Origin of the sequence: Erwinia sp. S43 (assembly GCF_016624745.1) — a bacterium.
Lineage (GTDB): Bacteria > Pseudomonadota > Gammaproteobacteria > Enterobacterales > Enterobacteriaceae > Erwinia > Erwinia coffeiphila.
The window spans coordinates 54,622-80,212 of record NZ_JACVTX010000016.1 but is presented as its reverse complement, the minus strand read 5'-3'; the positions used below and the strand labels follow the sequence as shown (position 1 = coordinate 80,212).

Below are 25,591 nucleotides of genomic sequence, written 5' to 3'. Positions count from 1 at the left end.
TTGAAAATATTAATTGTTGAGGACGATGAACTGCTACAAAAAGGCCTGACTCTGGCAATGACCGGAGAAGGTTACGCTGTGGACTGCGCGGCAAATGCGACCCAGGCGGTCGTATTCCTGCGCAGCAGCCAGTACAGCCTGATCGTGCTGGATCTCGGTTTGCCCGATCGTGACGGTACTGAACTGTTGCGCCAGTGGCGTAAAGAACAGAACGATTTGCCGGTGCTGATCCTGACGGCACGTGACGCGCTGGAAGATCGGGTTGAAGGGCTGGATGCCGGTGCTGATGACTATCTGGTGAAGCCATTTGCACTGGCTGAACTTAAAGCCCGCGTTCGGGCGCTGATTCGCCGCTATCAGGGCCACAGCGATAATCTGCTGGAGCGCGGCGACATCACGCTAAATCTCACATCCCAGCAGGTGGCCGTCGAAAATCTCCCCGTTGAAGTCACGCCAAAGGAGTTCGCCCTGTTGACTCGCCTGCTGATGCGCCTGGGCCAGACGGTTCATCGCGAAACGCTACAGCAGGATCTCTACAGCTGGCAGGATGACACCAGTTCGAACACACTTGAAGTACATATCCATAATCTTCGACGCAAACTTGGCAAAGATCGCATCAAAACCGTTCGCGGCGTCGGTTATCGTTTGGAAGAGCGCGAATGAACAGCATGCGTCGGCGTTTATTGATTATGCTGGCGCTAATTCTGCTGAGCTGTCAGCTGATGAGTGCTTTTTGGCTGTGGCATGAAAGCCGGGAGCAAATCAGTTTTCTGGTAAATGAAACGCTAACTAATCATGCCCGCAATGAGCATGTCGAAAATGAGATCCGCGAAGCCATTGCCTCGCTGCTGCTGCCGTCCCTGGTGATGGTGTGCTTTACCCTTCTGCTCTCCTTCTGGGCAATCAGCTGGATAATTCGACCTCTGCGCTCGCTACAAAGCAGCCTGGCCTCACGCTCTGCGGACAACCTGACCCCCCTGCCGCTGCATTCGGATATGGATGAAATTGTGGCGGTTACCGGCGCACTGAATCAGCTACTGGCGCGCCTGGACCATACACTGCAGCAGGAACGGCTGTTTACGGCAGATGCGGCCCATGAATTACGTACCCCGCTGGCTGGCCTGCGGCTGCACCTGGAGCTGTTGGAGCAGGACGGCAACCCGTTGGGTACGATGCTGGTCGCACGGGTCGATCAGCTGATGCATGTTATCGAGCAGTTGCTGATGCTGTCGCGAGCCGGACAAATGATGGTAAGTGGTCACTACCAGACTTTGAGCTGGAAAGAAGTGATTCAGCCACTGCGTCAGGAGATGGAAGAGATGCTGGCGCTTAACCAGCAACGACTTGTTGTTGACGATACCAGCGACGGCAGCCGCGTGCAGGGTGATGCCGTACTGTTGCGCCTGATGCTACGTAATCTGTTGGAGAACGCTTCGCGCTACAGCCCGCAGGGCAGCATTATCACGTTGATAGTCACATCCAGCGAAAACGGTAGCATAGTGACCGTGCGTGATGAAGGCCCTGGCATTGATGCCAGCGAGGTTCAGGAAGTGGTGAAAGCGTTCCGCCGAATGGATCAGCGGTTTGGCGGCAGCGGCCTGGGTCTGAATATCGTTCAGCGCATAGTGCAACTCCACCACGGCCAGCTAAGCCTGACCAATCGCACCGATCGTAGCGGGCTTGATGCCCGATGCAGGTTCCCGCAGCAGCTCAACTGAGCCAGCAATTCTTACAGAACATTCTGGAATTTTAATTAGCAACGCTAACCCGTTAAAAGTCGATCACCTGCAATTACCCTGTCAGATCAACGAAAAACCGCTAAAAATAGTGTAAAAAGCGATTATTCCCTCACGAGTACGAGCCTAATAAATCAATTTACCTTTATTGACACTTCGAAGCATTCAACGTAGCTTACTGGCCCTGAAAGCAAATGATAATAATTCTTACTTAGTTTATCATTTAAATAAGGACGTAGAATGGAATTGTTAACCTCAGAAAGCACGCTGCAATTTGCCGCAGATGCTGCCGCCAGTGGCTTTTTCTTTATGTCTCCCTGGCGCAGTCTCGCAGCGAAAGGTTGCTTTACCACTATCAATACGCCGGCATATGAAGGTGAAATGCTGACGGGTCGTTTTCAACACGATATCCGGCATCATCTGTCAGAAGCAAAACGGCAGGGAATACGTCATCCGGTCGTTGTGGGGGCAATCCCTTTTGATGTCCGCCAGCCTTCAGCTCTGTTTATCCCTGAAACCAGCCACTTTTTTGACCGCAGCAGCTTTCAGCGGCAGGTACAGACACACGGCTCATCACATAACGACATTCTGCGGCGTACTGCACTGCCTGAGCAGCCTGAATTTATGCGAATGGTCAGCGAAGCTATTGCGGCCACGGCTTCCTCGCAGTTGGATAAGGTCGTGCTCTCGCGCCTGATGGACATCGTCACGGAAAAACCTGTCGACGTTGCTGGCCTGATGCAACAGCTCATCGCGCAGAACCCCACTAGCTACAATTTTCACGTACCGCTTGCGCAAGGCGGGTCGCTGCTGGGAGCCAGCCCGGAACTGCTGCTGCGCATGCACGATCGCCGCTACTACACCCACCCGCTGGCGGGCTCGGCAAAGCGGGACAGCGATCGCGAACGGGATCGCGCGGCCGGTCAGCAACTGATGAAGTCGCAAAAAGACCGCTATGAACATCAGCTGGTGATCGATGCTCTGCGTCATGTGCTGCAATCGCGCAGCAAGCGCCTCGCCATCCCTGCGGAACCGGAGCTGCTGACCACCGGCACGCTTTGGCATCTCGGCACCCCGATAGAGGGTGAAGTCAGTCATGCGGCGGAAAACGCGCTTTCGCTGGCCTGCCTGCTGCATCCAACTCCGGCGCTGAGCGGATATCCTCATGCCAGCGCGATGCAGATGATTGCCAAACTTGAACCCTTCGAGCGCGATTTATTCGGCGGCATTGTCGGCTGGTGCGATGAGCATGGCAACGGCGAGTGGGTGGTCACTATCCGCTGCGGAAAAGTTGCCGGAAACCGGGTTCGTCTGTTTGCCGGGGCGGGAATTGTTCCTGACTCAACGCCTGAATCCGAATGGCGTGAGACCGGCGTCAAACTGAATACCATGCTGCGTGCATTTGGCCTCAATTAAAGGTAAATCATGACTATTCCCTACACTCACTGGCCTGATGAGCTGGCCGCACGCTATCGCGCGAAGGGTTACTGGCTCGATCGGCCGATGACGGATATTCTGCACAGTCAGGCTGAAAATACTTCTGTCGCAGTCATCGAAGGCGATCGGCATTACAGCTATCAGCAGCTGGCACAACTTTCCGATCGGCTGGCGGCGGCACTTCAGCGACGCGGACTGAAAAGCGGTGATACCGCCCTGGTTCAGCTCGGTAACGTCGCGGATTTTTACATGGTGTTTTTCGCCCTGCTTAAAATCGGGGTGGCACCGGTTAATGCGCTGTTCAGTCACCAGCGTAACGAGCTGGACGCCTACGCGTCACAGCTGCAGCCATCGTTGCTCATTGCCGATCGACAGCATCCGCTTTTCAGCAATGATGATTATCTGCAGCAGCTCAAACAGGCTATTCCGGCACTCAGCGTGATCGCCTTACGTCATGAACATGGTGTAGCGATGTCCCTGGCGGGGATGGCCGATGAGGCAGCCGGAAGCTTCTCAGAAACACCTTCTGCGGCAGATGAGGTGGCCTTCTTCCAGCTTTCCGGCGGCAGCACGGGTACGCCGAAACTCATCCCGCGAACCCACAATGATTACTACTACAGCATTCGTGGCAGCGTTGATATTTGTCAGTTCAGCCGCAGCACCCGCTATCTCTGCGCCCTGCCCGCTGCGCATAACTATGCGATGAGCTCCCCGGGCGCACTGGGTGTATTTTACGCCGGTGGCTGTGTAGTGCTGGCACACGATCCCAGCGCTAACCTCTGTTTCCCTCTTATCGAAAAACATCAGGTCAACGTTGCCGCACTGGTTCCGCCCGCCGTCAGCCTGTGGCTACAGGCTATCCAGGAGTGGGGAAGCAATCGCGCCCTGGCTTCGCTGACTCTGCTGCAGGTTGGCGGGGCCAGGCTGAGTGAGTCACTTGCTGCTCGTATTCCCACGGAAATCGGCTGCCAGCTGCAACAGGTGTTCGGTATGGCCGAAGGACTGGTTAATTACACCCGTCTGGATGATGACAGCCAGCATATTCTGACCACCCAGGGGAGGCCAATCTCTGAAGATGACGAGGTCTGGGTAGCCGATGAGTTCGGTAATCCGCTCCCAGCCGGAACAACCGGACGTCTGATGACCCGTGGCCCCTACACGTTTCGCGGCTACTACAACAGCCCTGAACATAATGCCGCCAGCTTCGATCGTCAGGGGTTTTACTGCTCTGGCGATCTGATCTCCATCGCTCCCGATGGTTATATCACCGTGCAGGGGCGTGAAAAGGATCAGATCAACCGCGGTGGTGAAAAGATCGCAGCAGAGGAGATCGAAAACCTGCTGCTCCGCCACGCTCAGGTGATCCACGCCGCGCTGGTTTCGATGGAAGACAGTCTGATGGGCGAGAAAAGCTGTGCCTTTATTGTGACAAAGGGGGTGCTGAAGCCGGTGGCGCTTCGCCGCCATCTACGTGAGCTGGGCGTGGCGGAGTTCAAACTGCCGGATCGCATCGAATGTGTTGATTCACTGCCCCTCACACCGGTCGGCAAAGTAGATAAAAAACGCCTGCGCCAGCAGCTTGCCCATACTCAGAGCCTCTAATTTTCAGGAGAGACCATGGCTATCCCTAAACTCCAGTCCTATCTGCTACCTACGCAGGCAGAGCTGCCGGTAAACAAAGTGAAGTGGGATTTTAACCCCGCACGTGCGGCGCTGTTAATTCATGATATGCAGGAATATTTCCTCAACTTTTGGGGAGAAGACAGCCCGTTGATCGATCAGGTAGTGGAGAACGTTGCTCGCCTGCGTCAGTTCTGTAAATCTCAGGGCATCCCGGTGTTTTACACCGCCCAACCCAACCAGCAGAGTGACCAGGATCGCGCGCTGCTGAATGATATGTGGGGCCCCGGTCTCAACAAGCATCCCGATCAGCAGCGAGTGGTCAGCGCGCTGGCACCCGATGAACAGGATCAGGTACTGGTAAAATGGCGCTACAGCGCTTTTCATCGCTCCCCGCTTGAGTCAATCCTTAAAGAAACCGGACGAGATCAGCTGATTATTTGCGGTGTTTACGCCCACATTGGCTGCCTGACCACCGCGACAGATGCATTTATGCGCGACATTAAACCGTTTATGGTTGCCGACGCGCTGGCAGATTTCAGCCGCGAGGAACATATGATGGCGCTGAACTATACCGCCGGGCGCAGCGGAAAGGTGGTGATGACCTCTGAACTGCTGCCGGCAACAACACCAGCCAGTAAAGCCCTGCTGCGCGCGCTGGTGCTGCCGCTGCTGGATGACGATGCAGAGGATCTGGATGATGCGGATAATCTGGTGGACTACGGTCTTGATTCCGTGCGGATGATGGAGCTCGCCGCCCGCTGGCGCCAGATCCATAGCGATATCGATTTTATTTCTCTGGCCAAAGATCCGAGTATCGATGGCTGGTGGAAGTTACTGTCACGGGAGCCAGCATAATGTCCGCCAGTTTCGATTTTACCGGTAAGCAGGTTTGGGTTACCGGCGCGGGCCAGGGCATCGGCTACCACACCGCGCTGGCTTTTGTTGCCGCTGGCGCTTCCGTTGTCGGCTTTGATAAACAGTTCTCGCAGAGCGATTATCCGTTCCAGCGCGAGATCGTCGATATCGCCGATCCATGGCAGGTGAAGCGCGTCTGCGAAAAAGTACTTTCCGATACCCGACATCTTGACGTGCTGGTCAATGCTGCCGGTATTTTACGCACCGGCTCCACCGAGGAACTGGCATTTGCAGACTGGCAGGCCTGCCTGGCGGTTAATGCCGGAGGCGCTTTCAACCTGTTCCAACAGACTCTGCCGGTATTTCGTCAGCAGCGTGCCGGTGCGATAGTCACGGTCGCTTCTAACGCAGCTCATGCGCCGCGTATCGGCATGTCTGCATACGGTGCTTCAAAAGCCGCGCTGCGCAGCCTGTGCATGACCGTCGCTCTCGAAATGGCACCTTATGGCGTGCGCTGTAATATTGTTTCGCCGGGTTCAACGGATACCGCGATGCAGCGCAGCCTGTGGCAAACCCCGGCAGATGAACAGCAGATGATTGCGGGTTATCCGGAGCAGTACAAACTGGGCATCCCACTGGGTAAAATTGCCCGCCCTGATGACATCGCCAGCGCGGTGATGTTCCTGGCTTCCGACAGCGCCAGCCACATTATCATGCAGGATATCGTGGTTGACGGTGGGGCAACGCTCGGTGCGTAAGCCGCAATTGCTGTGGAAGCGCCAAAGCAGCACGGAGGCACTCAACCAGATGGCCGAAGGCAATATGATCGCCGGACTGGGGATCCGCTTTACCCATCTGACAGAGGATCGTCTGGAAGCGACCATGCCGGTTGATTCACGTACCCATCAACCGTTTGGCCTGCTGCACGGCGGGGCCTCGGTGGCTTTAGCGGAGTCACTGGGATCGATGGCGGGCTGGCTATGTTCGCAGCATGGGCAGAACGTGGTAGGTACAGAAATCAGCGCCAGCCACCTGCGCGGCGTATTCAGCGGTACGGTACGCGGTGTTTGTCGTGCTTTACACGCCGGGACGACCAGTCAGGTATGGCAGATTGAGATCTTTGACGATCGCGATCGGTTATGCTGCATTTCACGCCTGACCACTGCCGTTATCGGCTAATGAAAATAAACAGGGACGCCATGGCGTCCCTGTTTTCATCGCAGATTAGCGCTGATAGATAATTTCAACGCCTTCGTCGTCTTCATCATCCCAGTCATCATCCCAATCGTCATCTTCTTCGACGGCAGGCTGTGCTTCTTCCAGCTGCTGACGATGGTAGTCGTCCCACATAAACTCCACTTTCTCTGGCTGCTTCGCTTCCAGTTCAGCTTGTTTCGGGTTGGCATTCATGAAGGACATAATGTCCCAGCATAATGCATTAACGCCTACACGATTCGCAGCAGAAATCAGGTAGTATTTATCGGTCCAGCCCAGCGCATCAGCAATCGCCTTAGCACGTGCTTCGGCTTCTTCGCTGTCCAGCAGGTCAACCTTATTGAACACCAGCCAGCGCGGTTTCTGGAAAAGCTTCTCGCTGTACTTTTCCAGCTCCCCCAGAATAACACGGGCATTTTCCACCGGGTCGCTTTCATCGATCGGTGCCAGATCGATGGTATGCAGCAGAACGCGGCAGCGCTCAAGGTGCTTCAGGAAGCGAATTCCCAGACCTGCACCGTCTGAAGCCCCCTCAATCAGGCCCGGAATATCGGCAACCACAAAGCTCTGCTCGTTATCCATACGCACTACGCCCAGGCTTGGTACCAGGGTAGTGAAGGGATAATCGGCAACTTTTGGTTTTGCAGCAGATACGGCGCGGATGAAGGTCGATTTACCCGCGTTAGGCAGGCCCAGCATACCCACGTCAGCCAACAGCATCAGTTCCAGCTGCAGGTCACGTTTCTCACCCGGCGTACCCATTGTTTTCTGGCGTGGAGTACGGTTAACGGATGACTTAAAGCGGGTGTTACCCAGCCCGTGCCAGCCACCCTTCGCGACCATCAGCAGTTGCTGATGATGGGTCATATCGCCCAGCGTTTCACCCGTTCCCTGATCGATAACGCGCGTACCGACGGGAACTTTGATGATGATATCTTTACCACGTTTACCGGTACAGTCACGGCTCTGGCCGTTTTGACCCCGTTCAGCGCGGAAGGATTTTTCGAAACGATAGTCAATCAGGGTATTCAGGTTTTCGTCGGCCTGCATGTAAACATCGCCGCCGTCACCGCCGTCGCCGCCGTCCGGTCCACCACGAGGAATATACTTCTCACGACGGAAACTGACGCAGCCATTGCCGCCGTCGCCTGCTACAGCCAGGATCGTCGCTTCATCAACAAACTTCATTTTACTTCTCCGTCACTCATTCGCCCGTGGCCCAGTGTCTTTGCACCGGAACGGGATTGCTCCGCCGTGGCCATAAGCGATGACCCATTGCGGAAAATATGGCACCTGGCCAGGCACCAGTCACTCCGATTGAACCCTGAAACTTCAGAGGCGGAATGGAAAGCGTTCGAACCAGCCAGGCGATAATAATTCTGAAAACTTCAGCGTAAAGGCGTCAGCGTCTCTTTTTCGCTGACCAGCACCACCCGTTCGATGAAAGGAATACCCGTCACCGACAGCAGCACCATCACTGAACATAAAGTGTACAGCAAAAACAGGATCTGTTGCGAGGCCAGTCGACTCAGTAGCATTCCTAACGGGCAGAATGTAAAAAGCCCCGCACTGAGATGCGGGGCTTTTAATTTCGCAGCAAGAAGTGACTTAAAAATCACTCTGCGGCTCGAAAACCTTACTCAGCAACGATGCTGATGTATTTACGGTTGTTCGGGCCTTTAACTTCGAATTTGACCTTGCCGTCTGCAGTTGCAAACAGGGTGTGGTCACGACCGCAGCCAACGTTGGTGCCGGCGTGGAATTTAGTACCACGCTGACGAACGATGATGCTACCTGCCAGAACTGATTCGCCGCCGAAACGTTTTACGCCCAGACGTTTTGCATTGGAGTCACGACCGTTACGAGTCGAGCCACCAGCCTTTTTATGTGCCATTTGTCAGATCTCCTCTTAGGCGCTGATGCCAGTGATCTTCACATCAGTGAACCACTGACGGTGACCCTGCTGCTTACGGTAATGCTTACGACGACGGAACTTAACAATCTTGATCTTGTCGCCACGACCGTGAGCAACGATTTCCGCTTTGATCACGCCACCTGAAACTAAAGGCGCGCCGATTTTAACGTCTTCGCCGTTGGCAATCATCAGAACCTGGTCGAACTCAATAGTTTCGCCGGTTGCGATGTCCAGCTTTTCCAGGCGAACGGTCTGACCTTCGCTTACTCGGTGTTGTTTACCACCACTTTGGAAAACCGCGTACATATAAAACTCCGCTCTCGCGCTTGCCTTTTTTTGATTATCAGGCTGCGCTATAAATATTCACAATAGGGCGCGAATTCTACGCAACTTCGCTGCCAATGACAAGTGCCAGTTACGCTGTATTGCAGAAAAAAAACGCAACGTGCATGGGACGCTTTCACCGTTGTGTTTTTCAAGTACAATCTGTCATACATTTCATGCCACAGGCACGCGTAAAGGCGCTTATCATACCAGCAAACTGAGCGAGCGATAGCTGAACAGACTGATGAACTTAGAACAGATAAATGAACTTACCGCGCAGGATATGGCGGATGTCAACGCGACAATACTCGACCAGCTGAACTCGGACGTATCCCTTATCAATCAGCTGGGCCATTACATTATTAGCGGCGGTGGGAAACGTATCCGACCAATGATCGCCGTTCTTGCTGCACGCGCTATCAACAATTACGACGGCAAGCAGCACATCGCCGTGGCGGCACTAATCGAATTTATCCACACCGCAACGCTGCTGCACGACGATGTGGTCGACGAATCGGATATGCGCCGTGGTAAAGCAACGGCCAATGCGGCATTTGGCAACGCGGCCAGCGTACTGGTTGGTGATTTTATTTATACCCGTGCCTTCCAGATGATGACCAGCCTCGGCTCGCTGCGGGTGCTGGCGCTGATGTCTGAAGCGGTTAACGTGATTGCCGAAGGTGAAGTGTTACAGTTGATGAACTGTAACGATCCGGACATCACTGAAGAAAGCTATATGCGGGTGATTTACAGCAAAACTGCTCGCTTGTTTGAAGCCGCCGCGCAGTCTTCCGGGATACTGGCAGGTGCCACCGCAGAGCAGGAAAAGGCTCTGCAGGATTATGGATGCTACATTGGCACCGCTTTCCAGCTGATTGACGATCTGCTGGATTACAGCGCAGATGGTGCAACACTTGGTAAAAATGTGGGTGACGATCTCAGCGAAGGCAAACCGACGCTGCCGTTGCTGCACGCCATGCGCAACGGTACTGCTGAGCAGGCCAGCATGATCCGTAAGGCTATTGAGGAAGGTAATGGCCGCCATTTACTGGAACCAGTTTTGGAAACCATGAACCAGTGTGGCTCGCTGGAATGGACGCGCCGTGCTGCCGAGCAGGAAGCGGACAAAGCCATTACTGCCCTGCAAGTTCTACCTGAATCTCCATGGCGCAGCGCACTTGAGGCACTTGCTCATATGTCTGTACAACGCGAATTCTGATTGAAAATGCGCGGAAATCCGCGCTTTTCATGATTCATCTTAGCCATTCCCCCACCGCCAGTCCTGATATTACTGCACGATGTAACGTTACATCATTTGTCTCCACTTTTGCGTAGAGCTACGCAAAACTGGCTCTTTGCATAAAAATTACTGGAAATTAAAGGAAACAAGTTGATATAAAGCTCTTATAAATTCCGTTACTATCGTCAGGGTTAATACGGTAAATACGGATGCGCAGGAAAAGACTTTCCCTGTGCAGATTATTTCCTGTTGTTTCCACAAGTGCACAAGGAGAAAGAGCACGTGGCCTATAATTCTCAAGACTGGCATCCTGCCGATATCATTGCCGCCCTGCGTAAAAGAGGCACCACTCTCGCCGAACAGTCGCGCCGCGCAGGCTTAAGCTCATCAACGCTGGCTAATACGCTATGCCGGCCGTGGCCGAAGGGGGAATGGCTGATTGCTGACGCCCTGGAGATACACCCGGCAGAGATCTGGCCCAGCCGCTATTACGATCCTAAGACAAAGCAGTTGATCGATCGTAAAAAACTGATCAGAAAATAAAAAGGGCCGGTATTGAAGACCGGCCCTTGCTAAAAGACTACAGGCAACGTTTATTCGTCACCGCTGACCCGCTGGATATTGGCACCCAGAGCCATCAGCTTGTCTTCGATATGCTCATAGCCACGATCGATATGATAAATACGATCGACGATCGTTGTACCTTCCGCAATACAGCCAGCCAGAACCAGGCTGGCTGATGCGCGAAGATCGGTCGCCATTACCTGAGCACCCGATAGCTTTTCTACACCGTGGCAAATCAGCGTGTTGCTTTCAATTTCACCGTGCGCTCCCATACGTACCAGTTCCGGTACGTGCATAAAGCGGTTTTCGAAAATGGTCTCAGTGATCACCCCAGTTCCTTCTGCTACCAGATTCAGCAGGCTGAACTGTGCCTGCATATCCGTCGGGAATCCTGGATGCGGCGCGGTGCGCACGTTCACGGCTTTCGGTCGCTTGCCGTGCATATCAAGGCTTATCCAGTCCTCGCCCACTTCAATGTCGGCCCCCGCCTCACGCAGTTTGGCCAATACGGCATCCAGCGTGTCAGGCTGAGCAGCACGGCAGACCACTGCACCACCGGAAATCGCAGCCGCCACGAGGAACGTACCGGTTTCGATACGATCGGGAAGCACACGGTACACGCCACCGCCCAGGCGCTCAACGCCCTCGATGGTAATGCGATCGCTGCCCGCGCCCGTAATTTTTGCACCCAGCGTATTCAGGAAGTTGGCGGTATCAACGATTTCCGGCTCGCGCGCGGCGTTTTCGATAATCGTTGTGCCGGTTGCCAGCGTAGCGGCACTCATGATGGTTACCGTGGCACCCACGCTGACCTTATCCATGACGATATGTGCGCCCTTCAGGCGGCCATCGACCGAGGCCTTAACGTAGCCCTCTTCCAGCTTGATCTCAGCACCCAGCTGTTCCAGGCCGGTAATATGCAGATCGACCGGACGCGCGCCAATAGCGCAGCCGCCGGGAAGCGATACCTGACCCTGGCCAAAACGCGCCACCAGCGGGCCAAGCGCCCAGATAGAGGCACGCATGGTTTTCACCAGATCGTATGGGGCACAGTAAACATCAACCTTACTGGCATCCATATGCACCGAGCCGTTACGCTCGGTCTTCACACCCAGTTGGCCCAGCAGCTTCATGGTGGTATCGATGTCCTTCAGTTTCGGGACATTCTGAATCTCTACCGGTTCTTCAGCCAGCAAAGCAGCGAACAGGATCGGCAGGGCAGCATTTTTAGCCCCGGAAATTGTGACTTCACCACTCAGCCGGGTTGGACCCTGCACACGAAATTTATCCATTGCAACTGCTCTCTGTTGTCAGACCAAAAATCTGCGGCTCAGCCCGCCAGCACATCATCGCGCGGTGGACAGCTGCCGCTTAGAAACCGTTTAACTTACGGTCACGCGCCCACTCTTCAGGAGTGTAAGTCTTGATTGAAACGGCGTGAATACGGTTGTCCGCAATATAGGCCATCAGGGGTGCATAGACCGTCTGCTGCTTCTTCACGCGGCTCAGTTCACCGAATAACTCACCCACGGCAATCACCTGAAAATGGCTGCCATCGCCAGTGACGTGGACTTCCTGCAGCGGTAACGCGCTCATAAGCACGGACTGAATTTCACTATTTTCCATGATGCTTTCAAATTCACCTGATAATAAACAGGCACACATATTAGTGGAATCTGCCCTACTCTTAAACAAGCAATAAATGCCAGGATCGTCAGAAAAAGGCTAAATGAGAATGAATAACGCTATACGTCGCTCAGGCTTGGAGGATCGGGGGAAACGAAAAGGAAAGCAAAGATCAACGAACTCAATATGTTCCGCAAGAGTACGGCGGCCTGAGCCGCCGTGTCCTGGATCAACGATTATCGGCAATAATTTCCTGAAGATTATACAGGGTAATCAGAGAACGGAGCTTATCGGGGATACCGGTGAAATGAGGTGTTTTGCCCTTTTGTAACGCGATTTGCCGCAGATGCACCAGTAATGCCAGCCCCGCAGAATCAACGCGATCCAGGCTGGATACATCAATAACCTCAGCCTGCTGCATTAGTTGATCCCGCTGCTGCCATAGCGGCAGCAGGGTTTCGCGCTCAAGCTCACCGCTAAGACGCAACAGGCCGGAGTCGACTGTCCAGCTAAGCAAATCTGCCGTCATGTTGCTCACTGCTGTTTGTCCAGCGTGATTGGCTGTTGCGCATAGGATTTCAGCCGCTCGGTCAAACCATCGATGCCTTTCTGTCGCAGGATGTCACTCCATTCGTTTTGCTTGGTAGTGATCATACTGACCCCTTCGGCAATCATGTCATAAGCCTGCCAGTCGCCCGTACGACTGTTTTTACGCCACTGGAAATCCAGACGTACCGGAGGGCGGCCATTTTTATCAATGATGGTAACGCGGATAGCAATGATATCGGCATTCCCCAGCGGCTGCTCGGGAGCTATCTGGTATGTCTGACCGTTGTAAAGCGCCAGAGCCTGACCGTAGGCCTGCGCCAGATAGTCACCAAAAGCGCTAAAATAGGCTTCTCGCTGTGCCGGAGTGGCATCTTTGTAATAGCGACCCAGCACCAACGCTCCGGCATATTTTATTTGCACGTACGGCAGCAGTTCTTCTTTAACAACCTGACGCAGATAGTTCGGGTCCTGCTTGATCTTAGCTTGCTCATTCTTCAAACGATCGAAGGTTTTTGCTGCCGCTTCATTCATCATCGAATAAGGGTTAGTTTTATCAGCCGCCGCGTTAGCCGCAATCGGGGCAACGATCAGCATTGCCACCATCAGTAAACGTTTAAACATTACTTATCCTCTCCTGGAGTGTTAGCCACAGCCGGTTGCTCAGAAGCACCGTTATCATCTGCTTTATCTGCGCTCTTATCGTTGCCATTTCCGCTTTTGTAGAGGAACTGACCGATCAAATCTTCCAGCACCATTGCCGACTTGGTGTCCTGCAGCGTGCTGCCATCTTTCAGCATCGCGGTACCCATTTCCGGGTCATCGAAACCGATATTCATCGCCAGAAACTGTTCGCCCAACAGGCCTGATGTACGTACCGCCAGTGAGCTGGTATCCGGGATATTGTTATACTTTTCATCAATATCCATAGTGACCCGCGGCGAGTAGTTTTTTGGGTCAAGCGTGATATCCGTTACGCGGCCAATCACAACGCCACCCACTTTTACCGGCGATCCTGATTTTAAGCCGCCGATATTGTCAAAGGTAGCATAGAGTTTCCAGGTCGGTTCATTGCCGAGCGACTTCAGATCGGCAACGCGCAGACACAGAAAAACGATCGCGCAAAGCGCTAACAATAAGAAGGCACCTACCCAAATTTCGCTTTTTTTCGTTTGCATCGAATCAATTCCCAAACATCAGTGCCGTAAGCACAAAATCCAGACCGAGCACAGCCAGAGAGGCATGTACCACAGTACGCGTTGTTGCCCGACTAATCCCTTCAGACGTCGGAATGGCGTCGTAGCCGTTAAACAGCGCAATCCAGGTCACGGTAATGGCAAACACGAGGCTCTTAATCACGCAGTTGATAATATCAGTACGCACATCGACCGCATTCTGCATCGCTGACCAGAAGAAGCCACTGTCGATCCCTTTCCAGCTCACACCAACCATCGCACCGCCGAGTATCCCCACGGCAACAAAGATCAGCGTCAGCAGAGGCATGCTGATCGCCCCAGCCCAAAAACGCGGTGAGACAATACGCCGCAGCGGATCAACCGCCATCATTTCCATGCTGGAGAGCTGTTCCGTGGCTTTCATCAGACCGATCTCAGCGGTCAGCGCGGAACCGGCCCGTCCGGCAAACAGCAACGCGGTGACCACCGGCCCCAACTCGCGCAGCAGAGACAGTGCCACCAGCATCCCGAGGCTGGTTTCAGCACCATAGGTATTCAGCACCAGATAGCCCTGCAGGCCCAACACCATACCAATGAACAAGCCGGAAACCACGATAATCAGTAGCGATAATACGCCAACGCTATAAAGCTGCTTTACCAACAGCGGCGCATGTTTGCGAAAACTGGGAACGCCGATAAGTGCATGGAAAAGCATCAATCCGGCACGGCCAAAGGCGGCACAGGTATTAATTCCCTGACGTCCTAATGACGCCAGCGCTCGTAAAAACATCAGTATGTTAACTCCCTGAGCCGACTAAATCGTGAAGATAATCTCCCGCCGGGAAACGAAACGGCACCGGCCCATCAGCAATACCATCAATAAACTGACGCACGCGAGCATCATTATTCTCTCTCAGTTGAGGTGACGTACCCTGGGCGATAACTTTCTGGTCGGCAATGATATACGCATAATCAGCAATACTCAGTACTTCAGGTACATCGTGGGAAACTACAATGCAAGTGACACCCAGCGAATGATTTAGTTCGTCGATAAGCTTGACCAGTACGCCCATCGTGATGGGGTCCTGACCGACAAAAGGTTCATCGAACATAATCAGATCGGGTTCAAGCGCAATGGCTCGCGCCAGCGCAGCACGTCGCGCCATTCCCCCGGACAGCTCGGAAGGTTTAAGATTCGCCGCACCCCGCAGCCCCACCGCTTCCAGCTTCATCATCACCGTGCTGTGCAGCAACGCCGCAGGCAGCTGAGTGTGCTCGCGCAGCGGCCAGGCAACGTTATCGAAAACGCTCAGGTCGGTAAACAATGCGCCGGACTGGAACAGCATGCTCATTTTTTTGCGGGCGGCATAAAGACGGGAACGCGAAAGCGTGGGGATATTTTCACCGTTGAACCAGATTTCACCACTGTCGGGCGGTATCTGTCCGCCGATCAAACGCAGTAGCGTTGTTTTACCAATGCCAGAGGGTCCCATAATGGCGGTAATTTTCCCTTTGGGCACCGTAAGCGAGATGTTATCGAAAATAGGCCTGTTGCCACGGGAGAAACAGACATCCCGGACATCTACCAAATTCGTTTCCGTCTGGCCCATAGTTACCTCGATCCTCAATTCAGGCGTTAAATATACTTCCGATGGTAACGCATTAACCGCCGGACTGGACACTTTTACAGAAACTTACTGCAATCACTTCGCGAAAGCTGGCATAAGTTTTACTTTTTAGCTTTAGACCGTCAAAATCACGGGCATTAAAAAAACGTAACCAGAAACGCTTCGTCACATGCAGCAACCGACGATTATATCCGATAAAAGGACATTTCATGCTCGTAGCTATAGCACTATTGATTATCGGTTTAGCCTTACTGGTTTATGGGGCCGATCGTCTGGTGTTTAGCGCCGCTATTTTATGCCGATCGCTTGGTATCCCGCCGCTGATCATCGGGATGACCGTGGTAGGCATTGGCACCTCCCTCCCCGAGCTGATTGTTTCGTTTTCAGCGGCAACGCACGGACAGATGGATATCGCCGTTGGGACAGCAATTGGTTCCAATATTACCAATATCCTGCTCATTCTCGGCGGTGCAGCACTGCTGCATCCACTCACCGTGCATTCCAACCTGATACGCCGCGAGCTGCCACTGATGCTGCTGGTGACTCTGCTGTGCGGCATCATACTCTTTGATAATCACCTTAGCCGGAATGACGGGCTGGGGCTGATTGCCATCGCCGCCTGCTGGCTGCTGTGCACCATAAAAATCGCCCGCCGGGCAGAGCGTGAGAATAATGACACCCTGACCCGTGAGCAGCTGGCCGAACTACCGCGTGATGATGTCGGCAACACAGTAGCTTTCCTGTGGCTGGCCGTTGCGCTGATATTACTGCCGGTTTCAACCCGTATGGTGATTGATAACGCCACGGTGATTGCCGACTACTTCGGCATCAGCGAGCTGGTTATTGCACTGACGATTATTTCAGTTGGTACCAGCCTGCCGGAGCTGGCCACGGTGATCGCAGGCGCGTTGAAAGGCGAAGATGATATCGCCATCGGTAACCTGATTGGGTCTAACATTTATAATATGGTGATTGTCCTGGGTATCCCGGCACTGATTCATCCCGGTAGCTTTGATGCCAGCGCATTTGCCCGAGATTACTGGGTCATGCTGGGCGTCAGCGCCCTGTTTACGCTGATCTGTTTGCAACGCAACCGCCGGATTGGCCGGATAGCCGGTGCGTTGCTGCTGTGCGGATTTATCCTCTGGGTGGTCATGCTGTACGGTTTCCCCTCAGTGACTTTCTGGTAAAAGGACTGAAGAGTTATGGCGCATATCATTACCGATTCTGATTTTGACTTTATAACGGCCGGAAAAGAGGTTTTACAGATCGAGCGAGAGGGACTGGAACAGCTCGATCAGTACATTAACGGTGATTTTAACCAGGCCTGTGCGCTGATTTCACGCTGCCGTGGCAAAGTGGTAGTCATGGGGATGGGCAAATCCGGGCATATCGGCAAAAAAATCGCCGCCACCTTTGCCAGCACCGGGACACCCGCTTTTTTTGTCCATCCGGGTGAAGCCAGCCATGGCGATCTGGGGATGGTCAGTCCTAATGATGTGGTTATCGCCATCTCTAATTCTGGAGAATCCTCCGAAATTTTGGCCCTGATACCGGTGCTGAAACGCCTGCATGTTTCCCTGATTTGCATGACCAGCCGCCCCGATAGCGCAATGGGGCGTGCTGCCGATATTCATCTGTGTGTTAAAGTGCCGCAGGAAGCCTGTCCGCTGGGCCTTGCGCCAACAACCAGCACGACGGCTACACTGGTAATGGGTGACGCCTTAGCGGTTGCTTTGCTTAAAGCTCGCGGCTTTACCGCGGAAGACTTCGCACTGTCGCATCCTGGTGGAGCGTTGGGGCGTAAGTTGCTGCTGCGGGTTGATGATATTATGCATTCTGGTGACGAAATGCCGCATATCAGTAGCGATGCATCACTGCGCGATGCGCTGTTGGAAATTACCCGCAAAAATATGGGCATGACGGTCATCTGTAACGATCTGATGAAAATCGAAGGTATCTTTACCGATGGTGACTTGCGTCGCGTGTTTGATATGGGCATCGATATACAGCACGCCAGCATTGCCAGCGTGATGACCCCTGGTGGCATTCGCGTCCGTCCCAATACGCTGGCGGTAGATGCGTTGAATCTGATGCAGAACAAGAACATTACTTCCGTGATGGTGGCCGACGGCGACCATCTGTTGGGCGTGGTACATATGCACGATATGCTGCGTGCCGGCGTTGTTTGATAAGGAATAAAACGAGAATGAGTAATCCAGCAGCCACCGTTGACACCTGCTATGGCCCGGTAAGTCAGCAGGTCATGGCGCAGGCACAGCAAATTAAATTGCTGATCTGTGATGTGGATGGGGTGATGTCTGATGGCGTGATCTATCAGGGTAACAACGGTGAAGAGCTGAAAGCATTTAATGTTCGAGACGGCTACGGCATCCGCTGCCTGCTGACCTCGGATGTGGAGGTGGCGATTATTACCGGTCGCAAAGCAAAACTGCTGGAAGATCGCTGTACCACGCTGGGTATTACCCATCTTTACCAGGGGCAGTCTGATAAGACTTTGGCCTTCCGCGAACTTCTGGATAAACTAGCGCTTAATGCCAGCCAGGTTGCCTACATTGGTGATGACCTGATTGACTGGCCGGTTATGGCCCAGGTTGGCCTGAGCGTGGCCGTCGCCGATGCGCATCCGGTACTGCTGCCTAAAGCTGACTACGTGACCCGCATTGCCGGGGGACGCGGAGCCGTTCGGGAACTTTGTGACCTGATCTTAATCTCTCAGGGTACGTTTGATAAGGCCATAGGGCAGTCTGTATGAGTAAAACAAGACGCTGGATTACACTTTTACTGACGCTGATTGCCATCATCTTGATTGGCTGGAATCTGGCGGATTCTGATAACGGTGACGGTGCAGTCAGCAACAACGATAGCGAACCCACCTATCTGAGTGATAATTCACATACCGTCGTTTACAACCCCGAGGGTGGGCTGAGCTACAGACTGATTTCAGACAAGGTGACTTACTTTTCAACAGACGCCATCAGCTGGTTCGACAACCCGAAGATGACGACTTACGATGAAAATAAAGTGGCTACCTGGTCAGTAAGCGCCGATAAAGCCAAACTGACTAACGATCGTATGCTGTTTCTGTACGGCAATGTAGTCGTAAAAAGCCTGACGAAAGATGCGCAGTTGGAGAAAATTACAACCGACAATGCGCTGGTGAACCTGACAACTCAGGATGTCACCTCTAACGATCAAGTTACGCTTTATGGCCGCAGCTTTAACTCCACGGGAATGAAGATGCGCGGAAATTTACGGAAGAAAACTGCCGAGTTGATTGAAAAGGTCAAAACATCTTATGAAATTCAAAATGAAAAACAGCCTTAAGTTCCTGACGGCATCCCTGCTCCTCGCTGCCAGCGTTCCGGCTTTGGCCTTGACCGGGGATTCCGACAAACCGGTCAATGTCGACTCGGAGAATCAGGCACTGGATATGCAGGGGAACGTGGCCACGTTTACCGGTAAAGTGATCGTTACCCAGGGCTCGATCAAGATCACCGCCGATAAAGTGGTGGTGACTCGTCCCGGTGGCGACAGCAATAAAACTATCGTTGATGCCTATGGCAATCCCGCAACCTTCTATCAGATGCAGGACAACGGTAAACCGGTTCAGGGACACGCGCAGAAAATGCATTATGAACTGGCCAAAGATTTTGTTGAGTTGACCGGTAATGCCTATCTGGAGCAGCTGGACAGCAATGTCAAAGGCGATCGCATTACCTATCTGGTCAAAGAGCAGAAAATGCAGGCTTACGGCAGCACCGGCAAACGCGTGACAACCGTACTTGTACCGTCACAGCTGCAGGATAAAAGCACACCGTCTAACGGTCAGAAGAAGAGTAACTAACTAACATGGCAACGTTAATTGCGGAAAACCTGGCGAAGGCCTACAAAGGCCGCCGCGTGGTTGAAGACGTCAGTCTGGAAGTGAAATCCGGTGAGATTGTCGGACTACTGGGGCCAAACGGGGCCGGCAAAACCACCACCTTTTATATGGTAGTGGGTATTGTTCCGCGCGATGCAGGCCGTATCGTGATTGATGATGAAGATATCAGTATCCTGCCCCTGCACGCGCGCGCGCGCCGGGGGATTGGTTATCTCCCTCAGGAAGCCTCCATTTTCCGTCGTCTGAGCGTTTACGATAATCTGATGGCGGTCCTGCAAATTCGTGAAGACCTGACCAGCGAACAACGTGAAGATCGTGCCAATGAGCTGATGGCCGAGTTCCATATCGAACATCTGCGCGACAGTCTGGGCCAGGCGCTTTCCGGCGGCGAACGTCGCAGGGTTGAAATTGCCCGTGCGCTGGCTGCAAATCCCAAATTTATCCTGTTGGATGAACCTTTTGCCGGGGTTGACCCTATTTCCGTTATTGATATTAAAAAGATTATCGAGCATCTTCGTGATAGCGGACTTGGTGTGCTGATTACCGACCACAACGTTCGTGAAACGCTGGCGGTCTGTGAGCGCGCTTATATCGTCAGCCAGGGGCACCTTATCGCACACGGTACGCCTGAAGAAATCCTTGCCGATGAGCAGGTGAAACGCGTCTACCTGGGCGAAGAGTTCAGACTCTGATAAGGTGGCCATAAGGTTTGTTTTTTAGGGAATTATTATCCTGAATATGAAGCAAGGTTTACAACTCAGGCTGAGCCAACAGCTTGCCATGACGCCACAGTTACAGCAGGCCATTCGACTGCTGCAACTCTCTACGCTTGAACTACAGCAGGAAATTCAGCTGGCGCTGGAAAGCAACCCGTTGCTCGAGCAGAGCGATGTTCACGAGGAAATCGACTCTCGTGAATATCAGGAAACCGAAGCGCTGGATACCCGGGAAGCGCTGGAACAAAAGGACATGCCTGAAGAGCTGCCGCTGGATGCCACCTGGGATGAGATTTACACCGCAGGTACACCTTCCGGCACCGGTACTGACTACCATGACGACGAACTGCCGGTTTATCAGGGGGAAACCACCCAGTCACTGCAGGATTATCTGATGTGGCAGGTGGAGTTAACGCCTTTTACCGACACCGATCGTGCGATCGCGACTTCAATCGTTGATGCCGTGGATGAAACCGGCTATCTGACCATCTCGCTGGACGATATCCTCGATAGTATGGGGAATGAAGATCTCAGCCTGGATGAAGTTGAAGCGGTGCTGAAGCGCGTACAGCGATTCGATCCGGTGGGCGTATGTGCCCGCGATCTGCGCGACTGCCTGCTGGTCCAGCTTTCTCAGTTCCCTGACGATCTTCCTCTGTTGAAAGAAGCGCGGCTGATCGTTAGCGATCACCTCGATCTGTTAGCAAATCATGACTTCCGCAGCCTGATGCGCCTGACAAAGTTAAAAGAAGAGGTTCTAAAGGGTGCCGTTCAGCTGATCCAGTCCCTCGATCCACGTCCCGGACAGTCGATCAATACGCAGGAACCTGAATATGTCATTCCTGACGTGCTGGTACGAAAAGTCGGTGCGCGCTGGACGGTTGAACTTAACGCCGACAGCGTTCCGCGTTTAAAGATCAATCAGCACTATGCTGCACTGGGCGGTTCAACCCGTAACGACAGTGATTCACAATTTATCCGTAGTAATTTGCAGGAAGCAAAATGGCTGATTAAAAGCCTTGAGAGCCGCAACGACACGCTGCTAAAAGTGACACGCTGTATTGTCGATCAACAGCAGGCATTTTTTGAACAGGGCGAGGAATATATGCGGCCGATGGTACTGGCAGACATAGCCAGCGCAGTCGATATGCATGAATCAACTATATCGCGCGTAACAACGCAGAAGTATCTGCATAGCCCACGCGGTATATTTGAACTGAAGTACTTTTTCTCCAGCCACGTGAGTACTGAAGGCGGGGGGGAAGCCTCTTCTACTGCTATTCGTGCATTGGTTAAGAAATTAATTTCGGCGGAAAATCCCGCCAAGCCGCTGAGCGATAGCAAGTTGACTTCTCTGCTTTCTGAGCAGGGGATTATGGTCGCGCGCCGTACTGTGGCAAAATATCGAGAGTCTTTATCCATCCCGCCATCAAACCAGCGCAAACAGCTGGTCTGAAAGAACTGAGAAGGAAGACATCATGCAACTCAATATCACTGGACTAAACGTTGAAATTACCGAAGCCCTGCGCGAATTTGTGACAGCGAAATTCGGTAAACTGGAACAATATTTTGACCGGATTAATCAGGTCTATATTGTTTTGAAGGTGGAAAAAGTGACTCAAATTGCAGATGCGACGCTGCATGTGAACGGCGGGGAGTTGCATGCAACCGCAGAAGAAAAAGATATGTACGCGGCGATTGACGGCCTGGTAGATAAGCTGGCTCGCCAGTTAAATAAACACAAAGATAAGCTTAAACAACACTAAATTTCACCATGCGCTGATTGTCTCTGCAGCATCCCACATCGGGTTAAGCTAAAGTCAGCGGCGGCTCGTATCTTTATAAGGGTACGAGCCGCTAATCAATCAGGGGTCAACGACGGCTATTAAAACGGCCTGAGTTAATCGCCATGCGGATGTGAACACGTAAGTGAAACTATGATGAACAACGATCTAAAACTGGAACTGGGCTCGGTCCTGAACCTGTCCTGCACCCGTAATGGTGTACATTGCCAGAGTAAAAAACGGGCGCTGGAAATTATCAGCGAACTGGCGGCCAAACAGCTAAACCTTCCGCATCAGACTATTTTCGAAGCAATTCTGACGCGCGAAAGAATGGGCAGTACGGGTATCGGTAACGGGATCGCCATCCCGCACGGTAAATTACTCGAAGATACGCTGCGGGCGGTTGGTGTATTTATCCACCTGGATCAGCCGATTGCCTTTGACGCCATTGATAATCAGCCAGTGGATCTGTTGTTCGCCCTGTTGGTCCCGGCAGACCAATGTAAAACTCACCTGCATACGCTTTCACTGGTAGCCAAACGTCTGGCAGATAAAACCGTTTGCCGACGTCTGCGCGCGGCCCAGAGCGATGAAGAGCTGTACGAGATCATCACGGAAGATCACGATTAAGCCAGCCGTTGTATATTCACCACGACATCCGTGGTAACAGGTTAAATTGGGGGAAGAGTTAATGGTGCTGATGATCGTCAGCGGTCGTTCCGGTTCAGGTAAATCCGTGGCGTTACGTGCGCTGGAGGATATGGGATTCTACTGCGTGGACAACCTCCCCGTGGTGCTGCTTCCCGATCTTGCTAATTCGCTCTCTGAACGCAATATGTCTGCGGCGGTCAGTATTGACGTTCGTAATATGCCGGAATCCCCCGAAGTTTTCGAAACCGCACTCAACAATCTGCCCGACTGCTTTTCGCCGCAGCTTCTGTTCCTGGATGCCGATCGCAACACGTTAATCCGTCGCTACAGCGACACTCGTCGCCTGCATCCCCTCTCCAGCAAAAACCTGTCGCTGGAGAGCGCTATTGATGAAGAAAGCGATCTGCTGGAGCCGCTGCGTTCCCGTGCCGATTTGATTATCGACACTTCGGAAATGTCAGTTCATGAGCTGGCCGAGATGTTGAGGACCCGACTGTTAGGCAAGCGCGAGCGCGAGCTGACAATGGTATTTGAGTCATTCGGCTTTAAGCACGGAATCCCAATTGATGCCGATTATGTCTTCGATGTCCGCTTTCTACCAAACCCGCACTGGGACCCCAAACTGCGTCCGATGACCGGTCTCGATCGCCCGGTAGCGGCCTTCCTCGACCGCCATACCGAAGTGCATAATTTTATCTATCAGACGCGCAGCTATCTGGAACTGTGGCTGCCAATGCTGGAAACCAACAATCGCAGCTACCTGACCGTGGCGATTGGCTGTACCGGCGGTAAACACCGTTCGGTATATATCGCTGAGCAATTAGCCGACTACTTCCGTTCGCGTGGTAAAAACGTGCAGTCCCGTCACCGTACGCTGGAAAAACGTAAATCATGACCGTTAAACAAACCGTGGAAATCAGGAATAAGCTGGGCATGCACGCTCGTCCGGCAATGAAGCTTTTTGAACTGGTGCAGAGCTTTGACGCTGAAGTACTGCTGAGAAACGAAAGTGGTACGGAGGCCGAAGCCAGCAGTGTTATTGCGCTACTGATGCTGGATTCCGCCAAGGGCGGTCATATCGAAATTGAGGCCAGCGGACCGCAGGAAGCGGAAGCGCTGGCGGCAGTTATTGAACTGTTCGATGCCGGATTTGACGAAGAGTAATGGCCTGGGTTGTGATAATTTCCAGTTAATTAAGATGATTTCTGGAAAGAAAAGTTTCACCACCCAACTGACGCATCTGTCGCATTATCCATTGCTGACGCTGGCGAACATAACCTGAAGGTGCTGCGGCTTTAAAACGTATTGGATTCGGCAAAACGGCCGCCAGCAGCGCCGCTTCGGGCATGGTTAACCGGCTGGCGGGCTTATTAAAGTAGCGCTGCGCCGCCTCTTCCACACCAAACACACCGTCACCAAACTCAGCGATATTAAGATAAACGGTAAGAATACGCCGTTTAGTCCACACGGTTTCAATACCGACAGTCAGCCCGGCTTCCAGTCCCTTTCTCACCCAACTACGCCCATCCCAGAGAAACAAATTCTTAGCGGTTTGCTGAGACAATGTGGAAGCACCGCGCATACGAGAGTTTTCGCCGTTGCTATCAAGCACAGACTGAATGGCATCGACATCAAAACCCCAGTGCGTGGGGAATTTTTGATCTTCAGAAGCAATAACGGCCAGCGCCATCCATGTAGATATTTCATCGCGCCCGACCCAGTCAGAATGGGCAACATAGCTAAAATTACCCTGTAGCCAGGAGCCAAGCTGCCTTTCAACCATAACTGCGGAGAAAGGTACAGGGATAAAGGCGAAGAGCACTATACCGAGCAGCCAAAGGCCGACAATCCCCATCAGCAAACGCAACACGGCCTTTTTCATCCATACCCATCCCGGACGTCGGTTACGGCTCATTCGTCGACTCCATTATCATCATCTTCAGACAAAGCTAATTATTTTGGTCAGGTCCCTACCATGAGCTGCTTTCCCAGGAATCGGTTCCATAACGCGCCATAGTTTAATACATTTTAGGGTGCCACTATTCAGGGCGAAAAAACATTTTCAAATTGATTTACATTGCTTATAAATTTCACTGGGTACATTTCGAAATCACAAAACTCGAAATAGAAAACCATCGATAAATGAAACGAAATAACATCTTGTTGGCACTGTTTTCTATTAAATCGTGAGATTTATCTTGCTGAACTGTGTCAGCATTTTTTCGCCGAATGACGCTCTGAAGCCTGTTTGTGCTAGCAGAAACCAAAACGTTTCGGAAGAATTCAGCAAAAACCACAAAAAACGCAGTACAAACAGTATATTAAACGCATTAAAAATGCTGAAATCGCATTTCAGCTGCGGGGCCGGGACAATCCAATCCGACAACGTAACCCGTCAAGAATTTCCATGAATAAAATACAACAATCGTACAATAATCCATCATAAAAAAAGCAAAATGAATTACCTGCTTGACTGAGAAAGTAATTTGATGTCTTCTATTTACAAACACTGCTCAACATCACACATTTTAATGAATCTGGTAACATGTGATGTTAGATTTGCTAAGGTAGTGGCTGAGAGTTCTACCCAATACCCGGCCTGCGCTCCCGACGATTCATATCAGAATAGCGTGGGTTTCCATTTTCCCT

32 protein-coding genes are annotated in these 25,591 nt (G+C 52.6%); 20 read left to right on the top strand and 12 right to left on the bottom strand.

Annotation, left to right across the window (positions count from 1 at the left end; all coding sequences use genetic code 11):
• The 7 genes from pmrA to IBT47_RS17875 all read left to right on the top strand — a co-directional run bounded on the left by pmrA (position 1) and on the right by IBT47_RS17875 (position 6,830).
• Positions 1–663 (top strand): two-component system response regulator PmrA, encoded by a 663-nt coding sequence (gene pmrA / locus IBT47_RS17905; protein WP_200561927.1) that lies wholly within the window; start codon positions 1–3, stop codon positions 661–663.
• Positions 660–1,718 (top strand): two-component system sensor histidine kinase PmrB, encoded by a 1,059-nt coding sequence (gene pmrB, locus IBT47_RS17900; protein WP_200561925.1) that lies wholly within the window; start codon positions 660–662, stop codon positions 1,716–1,718. The genes pmrA and pmrB overlap by 4 nt, the downstream gene beginning before the upstream one ends.
• Positions 1,719–1,976: 258 nt before the next feature.
• Positions 1,977–3,152 (top strand): isochorismate synthase, encoded by a 1,176-nt coding sequence (locus tag IBT47_RS17895; RefSeq protein ID WP_200561923.1) that lies wholly within the window; start codon positions 1,977–1,979, stop codon positions 3,150–3,152.
• A 9-nt stretch (positions 3,153–3,161) separates the two neighbouring features.
• Complete coding sequence (locus IBT47_RS17890) at positions 3,162–4,775, top strand: (2,3-dihydroxybenzoyl)adenylate synthase (RefSeq protein ID WP_200561921.1); 1,614 nt, start codon at positions 3,162–3,164, stop codon at positions 4,773–4,775.
• Positions 4,776–4,790: 15 nt separating this feature from the next.
• Positions 4,791–5,651 carry an isochorismatase family protein gene (locus IBT47_RS17885; protein ID WP_200561862.1) on the top strand — a complete coding sequence of 287 codons (861 nt, stop codon included), beginning with the start codon at positions 4,791–4,793 and terminating at the stop codon, positions 5,649–5,651.
• Complete coding sequence (gene dhbA / locus IBT47_RS17880) at positions 5,651–6,409, top strand: 2,3-dihydro-2,3-dihydroxybenzoate dehydrogenase (protein WP_200561860.1); 759 nt, start codon at positions 5,651–5,653, stop codon at positions 6,407–6,409. The genes IBT47_RS17885 and dhbA overlap by 1 nt, the downstream gene beginning before the upstream one ends.
• Positions 6,410–6,416: 7 nt before the next feature.
• Positions 6,417–6,830, top strand: a complete 414-nt coding sequence (locus IBT47_RS17875; RefSeq protein WP_200561963.1) for a hotdog fold thioesterase — start codon at positions 6,417–6,419, stop codon at positions 6,828–6,830.
• A gap of 45 nt (positions 6,831–6,875) precedes the next feature.
• On the opposite strand, the gene cgtA is transcribed toward IBT47_RS17875, so the two are convergent.
• The 4 genes from cgtA to rplU form a co-directional block, all read right to left on the bottom strand.
• Positions 6,876–8,054: an Obg family GTPase CgtA gene (gene cgtA, locus IBT47_RS17870; protein ID WP_105592933.1), complete on the bottom strand. Its 1,179-nt coding sequence runs from the start codon at positions 8,052–8,054 to the stop codon at positions 6,876–6,878.
• 200 nt (positions 8,055–8,254) lie between these two features.
• Positions 8,255–8,404 (bottom strand): hypothetical protein, encoded by a 150-nt coding sequence (locus IBT47_RS17865; protein ID WP_200561848.1) that lies wholly within the window; start codon positions 8,402–8,404, stop codon positions 8,255–8,257.
• Positions 8,405–8,502: 98 nt separating this feature from the next.
• A complete protein-coding gene (gene rpmA, locus IBT47_RS17860; protein ID WP_017349604.1) occupies positions 8,503–8,760 on the bottom strand; it encodes a 50S ribosomal protein L27 in 258 nt (85 codons plus the stop codon).
• A gap of 15 nt (positions 8,761–8,775) precedes the next feature.
• Entirely contained in the window at positions 8,776–9,087 is a 312-nt protein-coding gene (rplU, locus tag IBT47_RS17855; protein WP_004155106.1) for a 50S ribosomal protein L21, read from the bottom strand.
• A gap of 262 nt (positions 9,088–9,349) precedes the next feature.
• On the opposite strand from rplU, the gene ispB reads away from it, so the two are divergent.
• Positions 9,350–10,324, top strand: a complete 975-nt coding sequence (gene ispB / locus IBT47_RS17850) for an octaprenyl diphosphate synthase (RefSeq protein WP_200561846.1) — start codon at positions 9,350–9,352, stop codon at positions 10,322–10,324.
• 303 nt (positions 10,325–10,627) lie between these two features.
• The gene (locus IBT47_RS17845) at positions 10,628–10,888 is read left to right on the top strand and encodes a helix-turn-helix transcriptional regulator (RefSeq protein WP_105592931.1); all 261 of its coding nucleotides are present in this window, start codon (positions 10,628–10,630) and stop codon (positions 10,886–10,888) included.
• A gap of 50 nt (positions 10,889–10,938) precedes the next feature.
• Here the strand turns inward: IBT47_RS17845 and murA are convergent, their stop codons facing one another.
• The 7 genes from murA to mlaF form a co-directional block, all read right to left on the bottom strand.
• Positions 10,939–12,201 (bottom strand): UDP-N-acetylglucosamine 1-carboxyvinyltransferase, encoded by a 1,263-nt coding sequence (gene murA / locus IBT47_RS17840; protein WP_200561844.1) that lies wholly within the window; start codon positions 12,199–12,201, stop codon positions 10,939–10,941.
• A gap of 79 nt (positions 12,202–12,280) precedes the next feature.
• Positions 12,281–12,535 carry a BolA family iron metabolism protein IbaG gene (ibaG, locus tag IBT47_RS17835; protein ID WP_105593107.1) on the bottom strand — a complete coding sequence of 85 codons (255 nt, stop codon included), beginning with the start codon at positions 12,533–12,535 and terminating at the stop codon, positions 12,281–12,283.
• 229 nt (positions 12,536–12,764) lie between these two features.
• The gene (mlaB, locus tag IBT47_RS17830) at positions 12,765–13,064 is read right to left on the bottom strand and encodes a lipid asymmetry maintenance protein MlaB (RefSeq protein WP_200546545.1); all 300 of its coding nucleotides are present in this window, start codon (positions 13,062–13,064) and stop codon (positions 12,765–12,767) included.
• A 5-nt stretch (positions 13,065–13,069) separates the two neighbouring features.
• Positions 13,070–13,705 (bottom strand): phospholipid-binding protein MlaC, encoded by a 636-nt coding sequence (mlaC, locus tag IBT47_RS17825; protein WP_200561842.1) that lies wholly within the window; start codon positions 13,703–13,705, stop codon positions 13,070–13,072.
• Positions 13,705–14,259, bottom strand: coding sequence for an outer membrane lipid asymmetry maintenance protein MlaD (gene mlaD / locus IBT47_RS17820; protein WP_105593106.1), 555 nt, complete (start codon positions 14,257–14,259; stop codon positions 13,705–13,707). Before mlaD ends, mlaC begins: the two co-directional genes overlap by 1 nt.
• A gap of 4 nt (positions 14,260–14,263) precedes the next feature.
• Positions 14,264–15,046: a lipid asymmetry maintenance ABC transporter permease subunit MlaE gene (gene mlaE / locus IBT47_RS17815; protein ID WP_105592927.1), complete on the bottom strand. Its 783-nt coding sequence runs from the start codon at positions 15,044–15,046 to the stop codon at positions 14,264–14,266.
• A 7-nt stretch (positions 15,047–15,053) separates the two neighbouring features.
• Complete coding sequence (mlaF, locus tag IBT47_RS17810) at positions 15,054–15,866, bottom strand: phospholipid ABC transporter ATP-binding protein MlaF (RefSeq protein WP_200561840.1); 813 nt, start codon at positions 15,864–15,866, stop codon at positions 15,054–15,056.
• Positions 15,867–16,093: 227 nt separating this feature from the next.
• Here mlaF and IBT47_RS17805 point away from each other — a divergent pair, with 227 nt between their 5' ends.
• The 11 genes from IBT47_RS17805 to npr all read left to right on the top strand — a co-directional run bounded on the left by IBT47_RS17805 (position 16,094) and on the right by npr (position 24,106).
• On the top strand, positions 16,094–17,074 hold the full coding sequence (locus IBT47_RS17805) for a calcium/sodium antiporter (RefSeq protein ID WP_105592925.1): 981 nt from the start codon (positions 16,094–16,096) through the stop codon (positions 17,072–17,074).
• 15 nt (positions 17,075–17,089) lie between these two features.
• The gene (gene kdsD / locus IBT47_RS17800) at positions 17,090–18,076 is read left to right on the top strand and encodes an arabinose-5-phosphate isomerase KdsD (RefSeq protein WP_200546542.1); all 987 of its coding nucleotides are present in this window, start codon (positions 17,090–17,092) and stop codon (positions 18,074–18,076) included.
• Between the two features lie 17 nt (positions 18,077–18,093).
• Positions 18,094–18,660: a 3-deoxy-manno-octulosonate-8-phosphatase KdsC gene (kdsC, locus tag IBT47_RS17795; protein ID WP_105592923.1), complete on the top strand. Its 567-nt coding sequence runs from the start codon at positions 18,094–18,096 to the stop codon at positions 18,658–18,660.
• Complete coding sequence (gene lptC, locus IBT47_RS17790; protein ID WP_200561838.1) at positions 18,657–19,232, top strand: LPS export ABC transporter periplasmic protein LptC; 576 nt, start codon at positions 18,657–18,659, stop codon at positions 19,230–19,232. Before kdsC ends, lptC begins: the two co-directional genes overlap by 4 nt.
• Positions 19,204–19,752 carry a lipopolysaccharide ABC transporter substrate-binding protein LptA gene (lptA, locus tag IBT47_RS17785; RefSeq protein ID WP_105592921.1) on the top strand — a complete coding sequence of 183 codons (549 nt, stop codon included), beginning with the start codon at positions 19,204–19,206 and terminating at the stop codon, positions 19,750–19,752. The genes lptC and lptA overlap by 29 nt, the downstream gene beginning before the upstream one ends.
• Positions 19,753–19,757: 5 nt before the next feature.
• The gene (gene lptB / locus IBT47_RS17780; protein ID WP_200546540.1) at positions 19,758–20,483 is read left to right on the top strand and encodes an LPS export ABC transporter ATP-binding protein; all 726 of its coding nucleotides are present in this window, start codon (positions 19,758–19,760) and stop codon (positions 20,481–20,483) included.
• A gap of 46 nt (positions 20,484–20,529) precedes the next feature.
• A complete protein-coding gene (gene rpoN, locus IBT47_RS17775) occupies positions 20,530–21,963 on the top strand; it encodes an RNA polymerase factor sigma-54 (RefSeq protein WP_200561836.1) in 1,434 nt (477 codons plus the stop codon).
• A 22-nt stretch (positions 21,964–21,985) separates the two neighbouring features.
• Entirely contained in the window at positions 21,986–22,273 is a 288-nt protein-coding gene (gene hpf, locus IBT47_RS17770; protein ID WP_105592918.1) for a ribosome hibernation promoting factor, read from the top strand.
• Positions 22,274–22,444: 171 nt separating this feature from the next.
• Positions 22,445–22,921 carry a PTS IIA-like nitrogen regulatory protein PtsN gene (gene ptsN / locus IBT47_RS17765; protein WP_105592917.1) on the top strand — a complete coding sequence of 159 codons (477 nt, stop codon included), beginning with the start codon at positions 22,445–22,447 and terminating at the stop codon, positions 22,919–22,921.
• Between the two features lie 61 nt (positions 22,922–22,982).
• Positions 22,983–23,837, top strand: coding sequence for an RNase adapter RapZ (gene rapZ / locus IBT47_RS17760; RefSeq protein ID WP_105592916.1), 855 nt, complete (start codon positions 22,983–22,985; stop codon positions 23,835–23,837).
• Positions 23,834–24,106 carry a PTS phosphocarrier protein NPr gene (npr, locus tag IBT47_RS17755; RefSeq protein ID WP_105592915.1) on the top strand — a complete coding sequence of 91 codons (273 nt, stop codon included), beginning with the start codon at positions 23,834–23,836 and terminating at the stop codon, positions 24,104–24,106. Before rapZ ends, npr begins: the two co-directional genes overlap by 4 nt.
• Positions 24,107–24,131: 25 nt before the next feature.
• Here the strand turns inward: npr and mtgA are convergent, their stop codons facing one another.
• The gene (mtgA, locus tag IBT47_RS17750; protein ID WP_370569915.1) at positions 24,132–24,824 is read right to left on the bottom strand and encodes a monofunctional biosynthetic peptidoglycan transglycosylase; all 693 of its coding nucleotides are present in this window, start codon (positions 24,822–24,824) and stop codon (positions 24,132–24,134) included.
• Between the last annotated feature and the right edge of the window lie 767 nt (positions 24,825–25,591).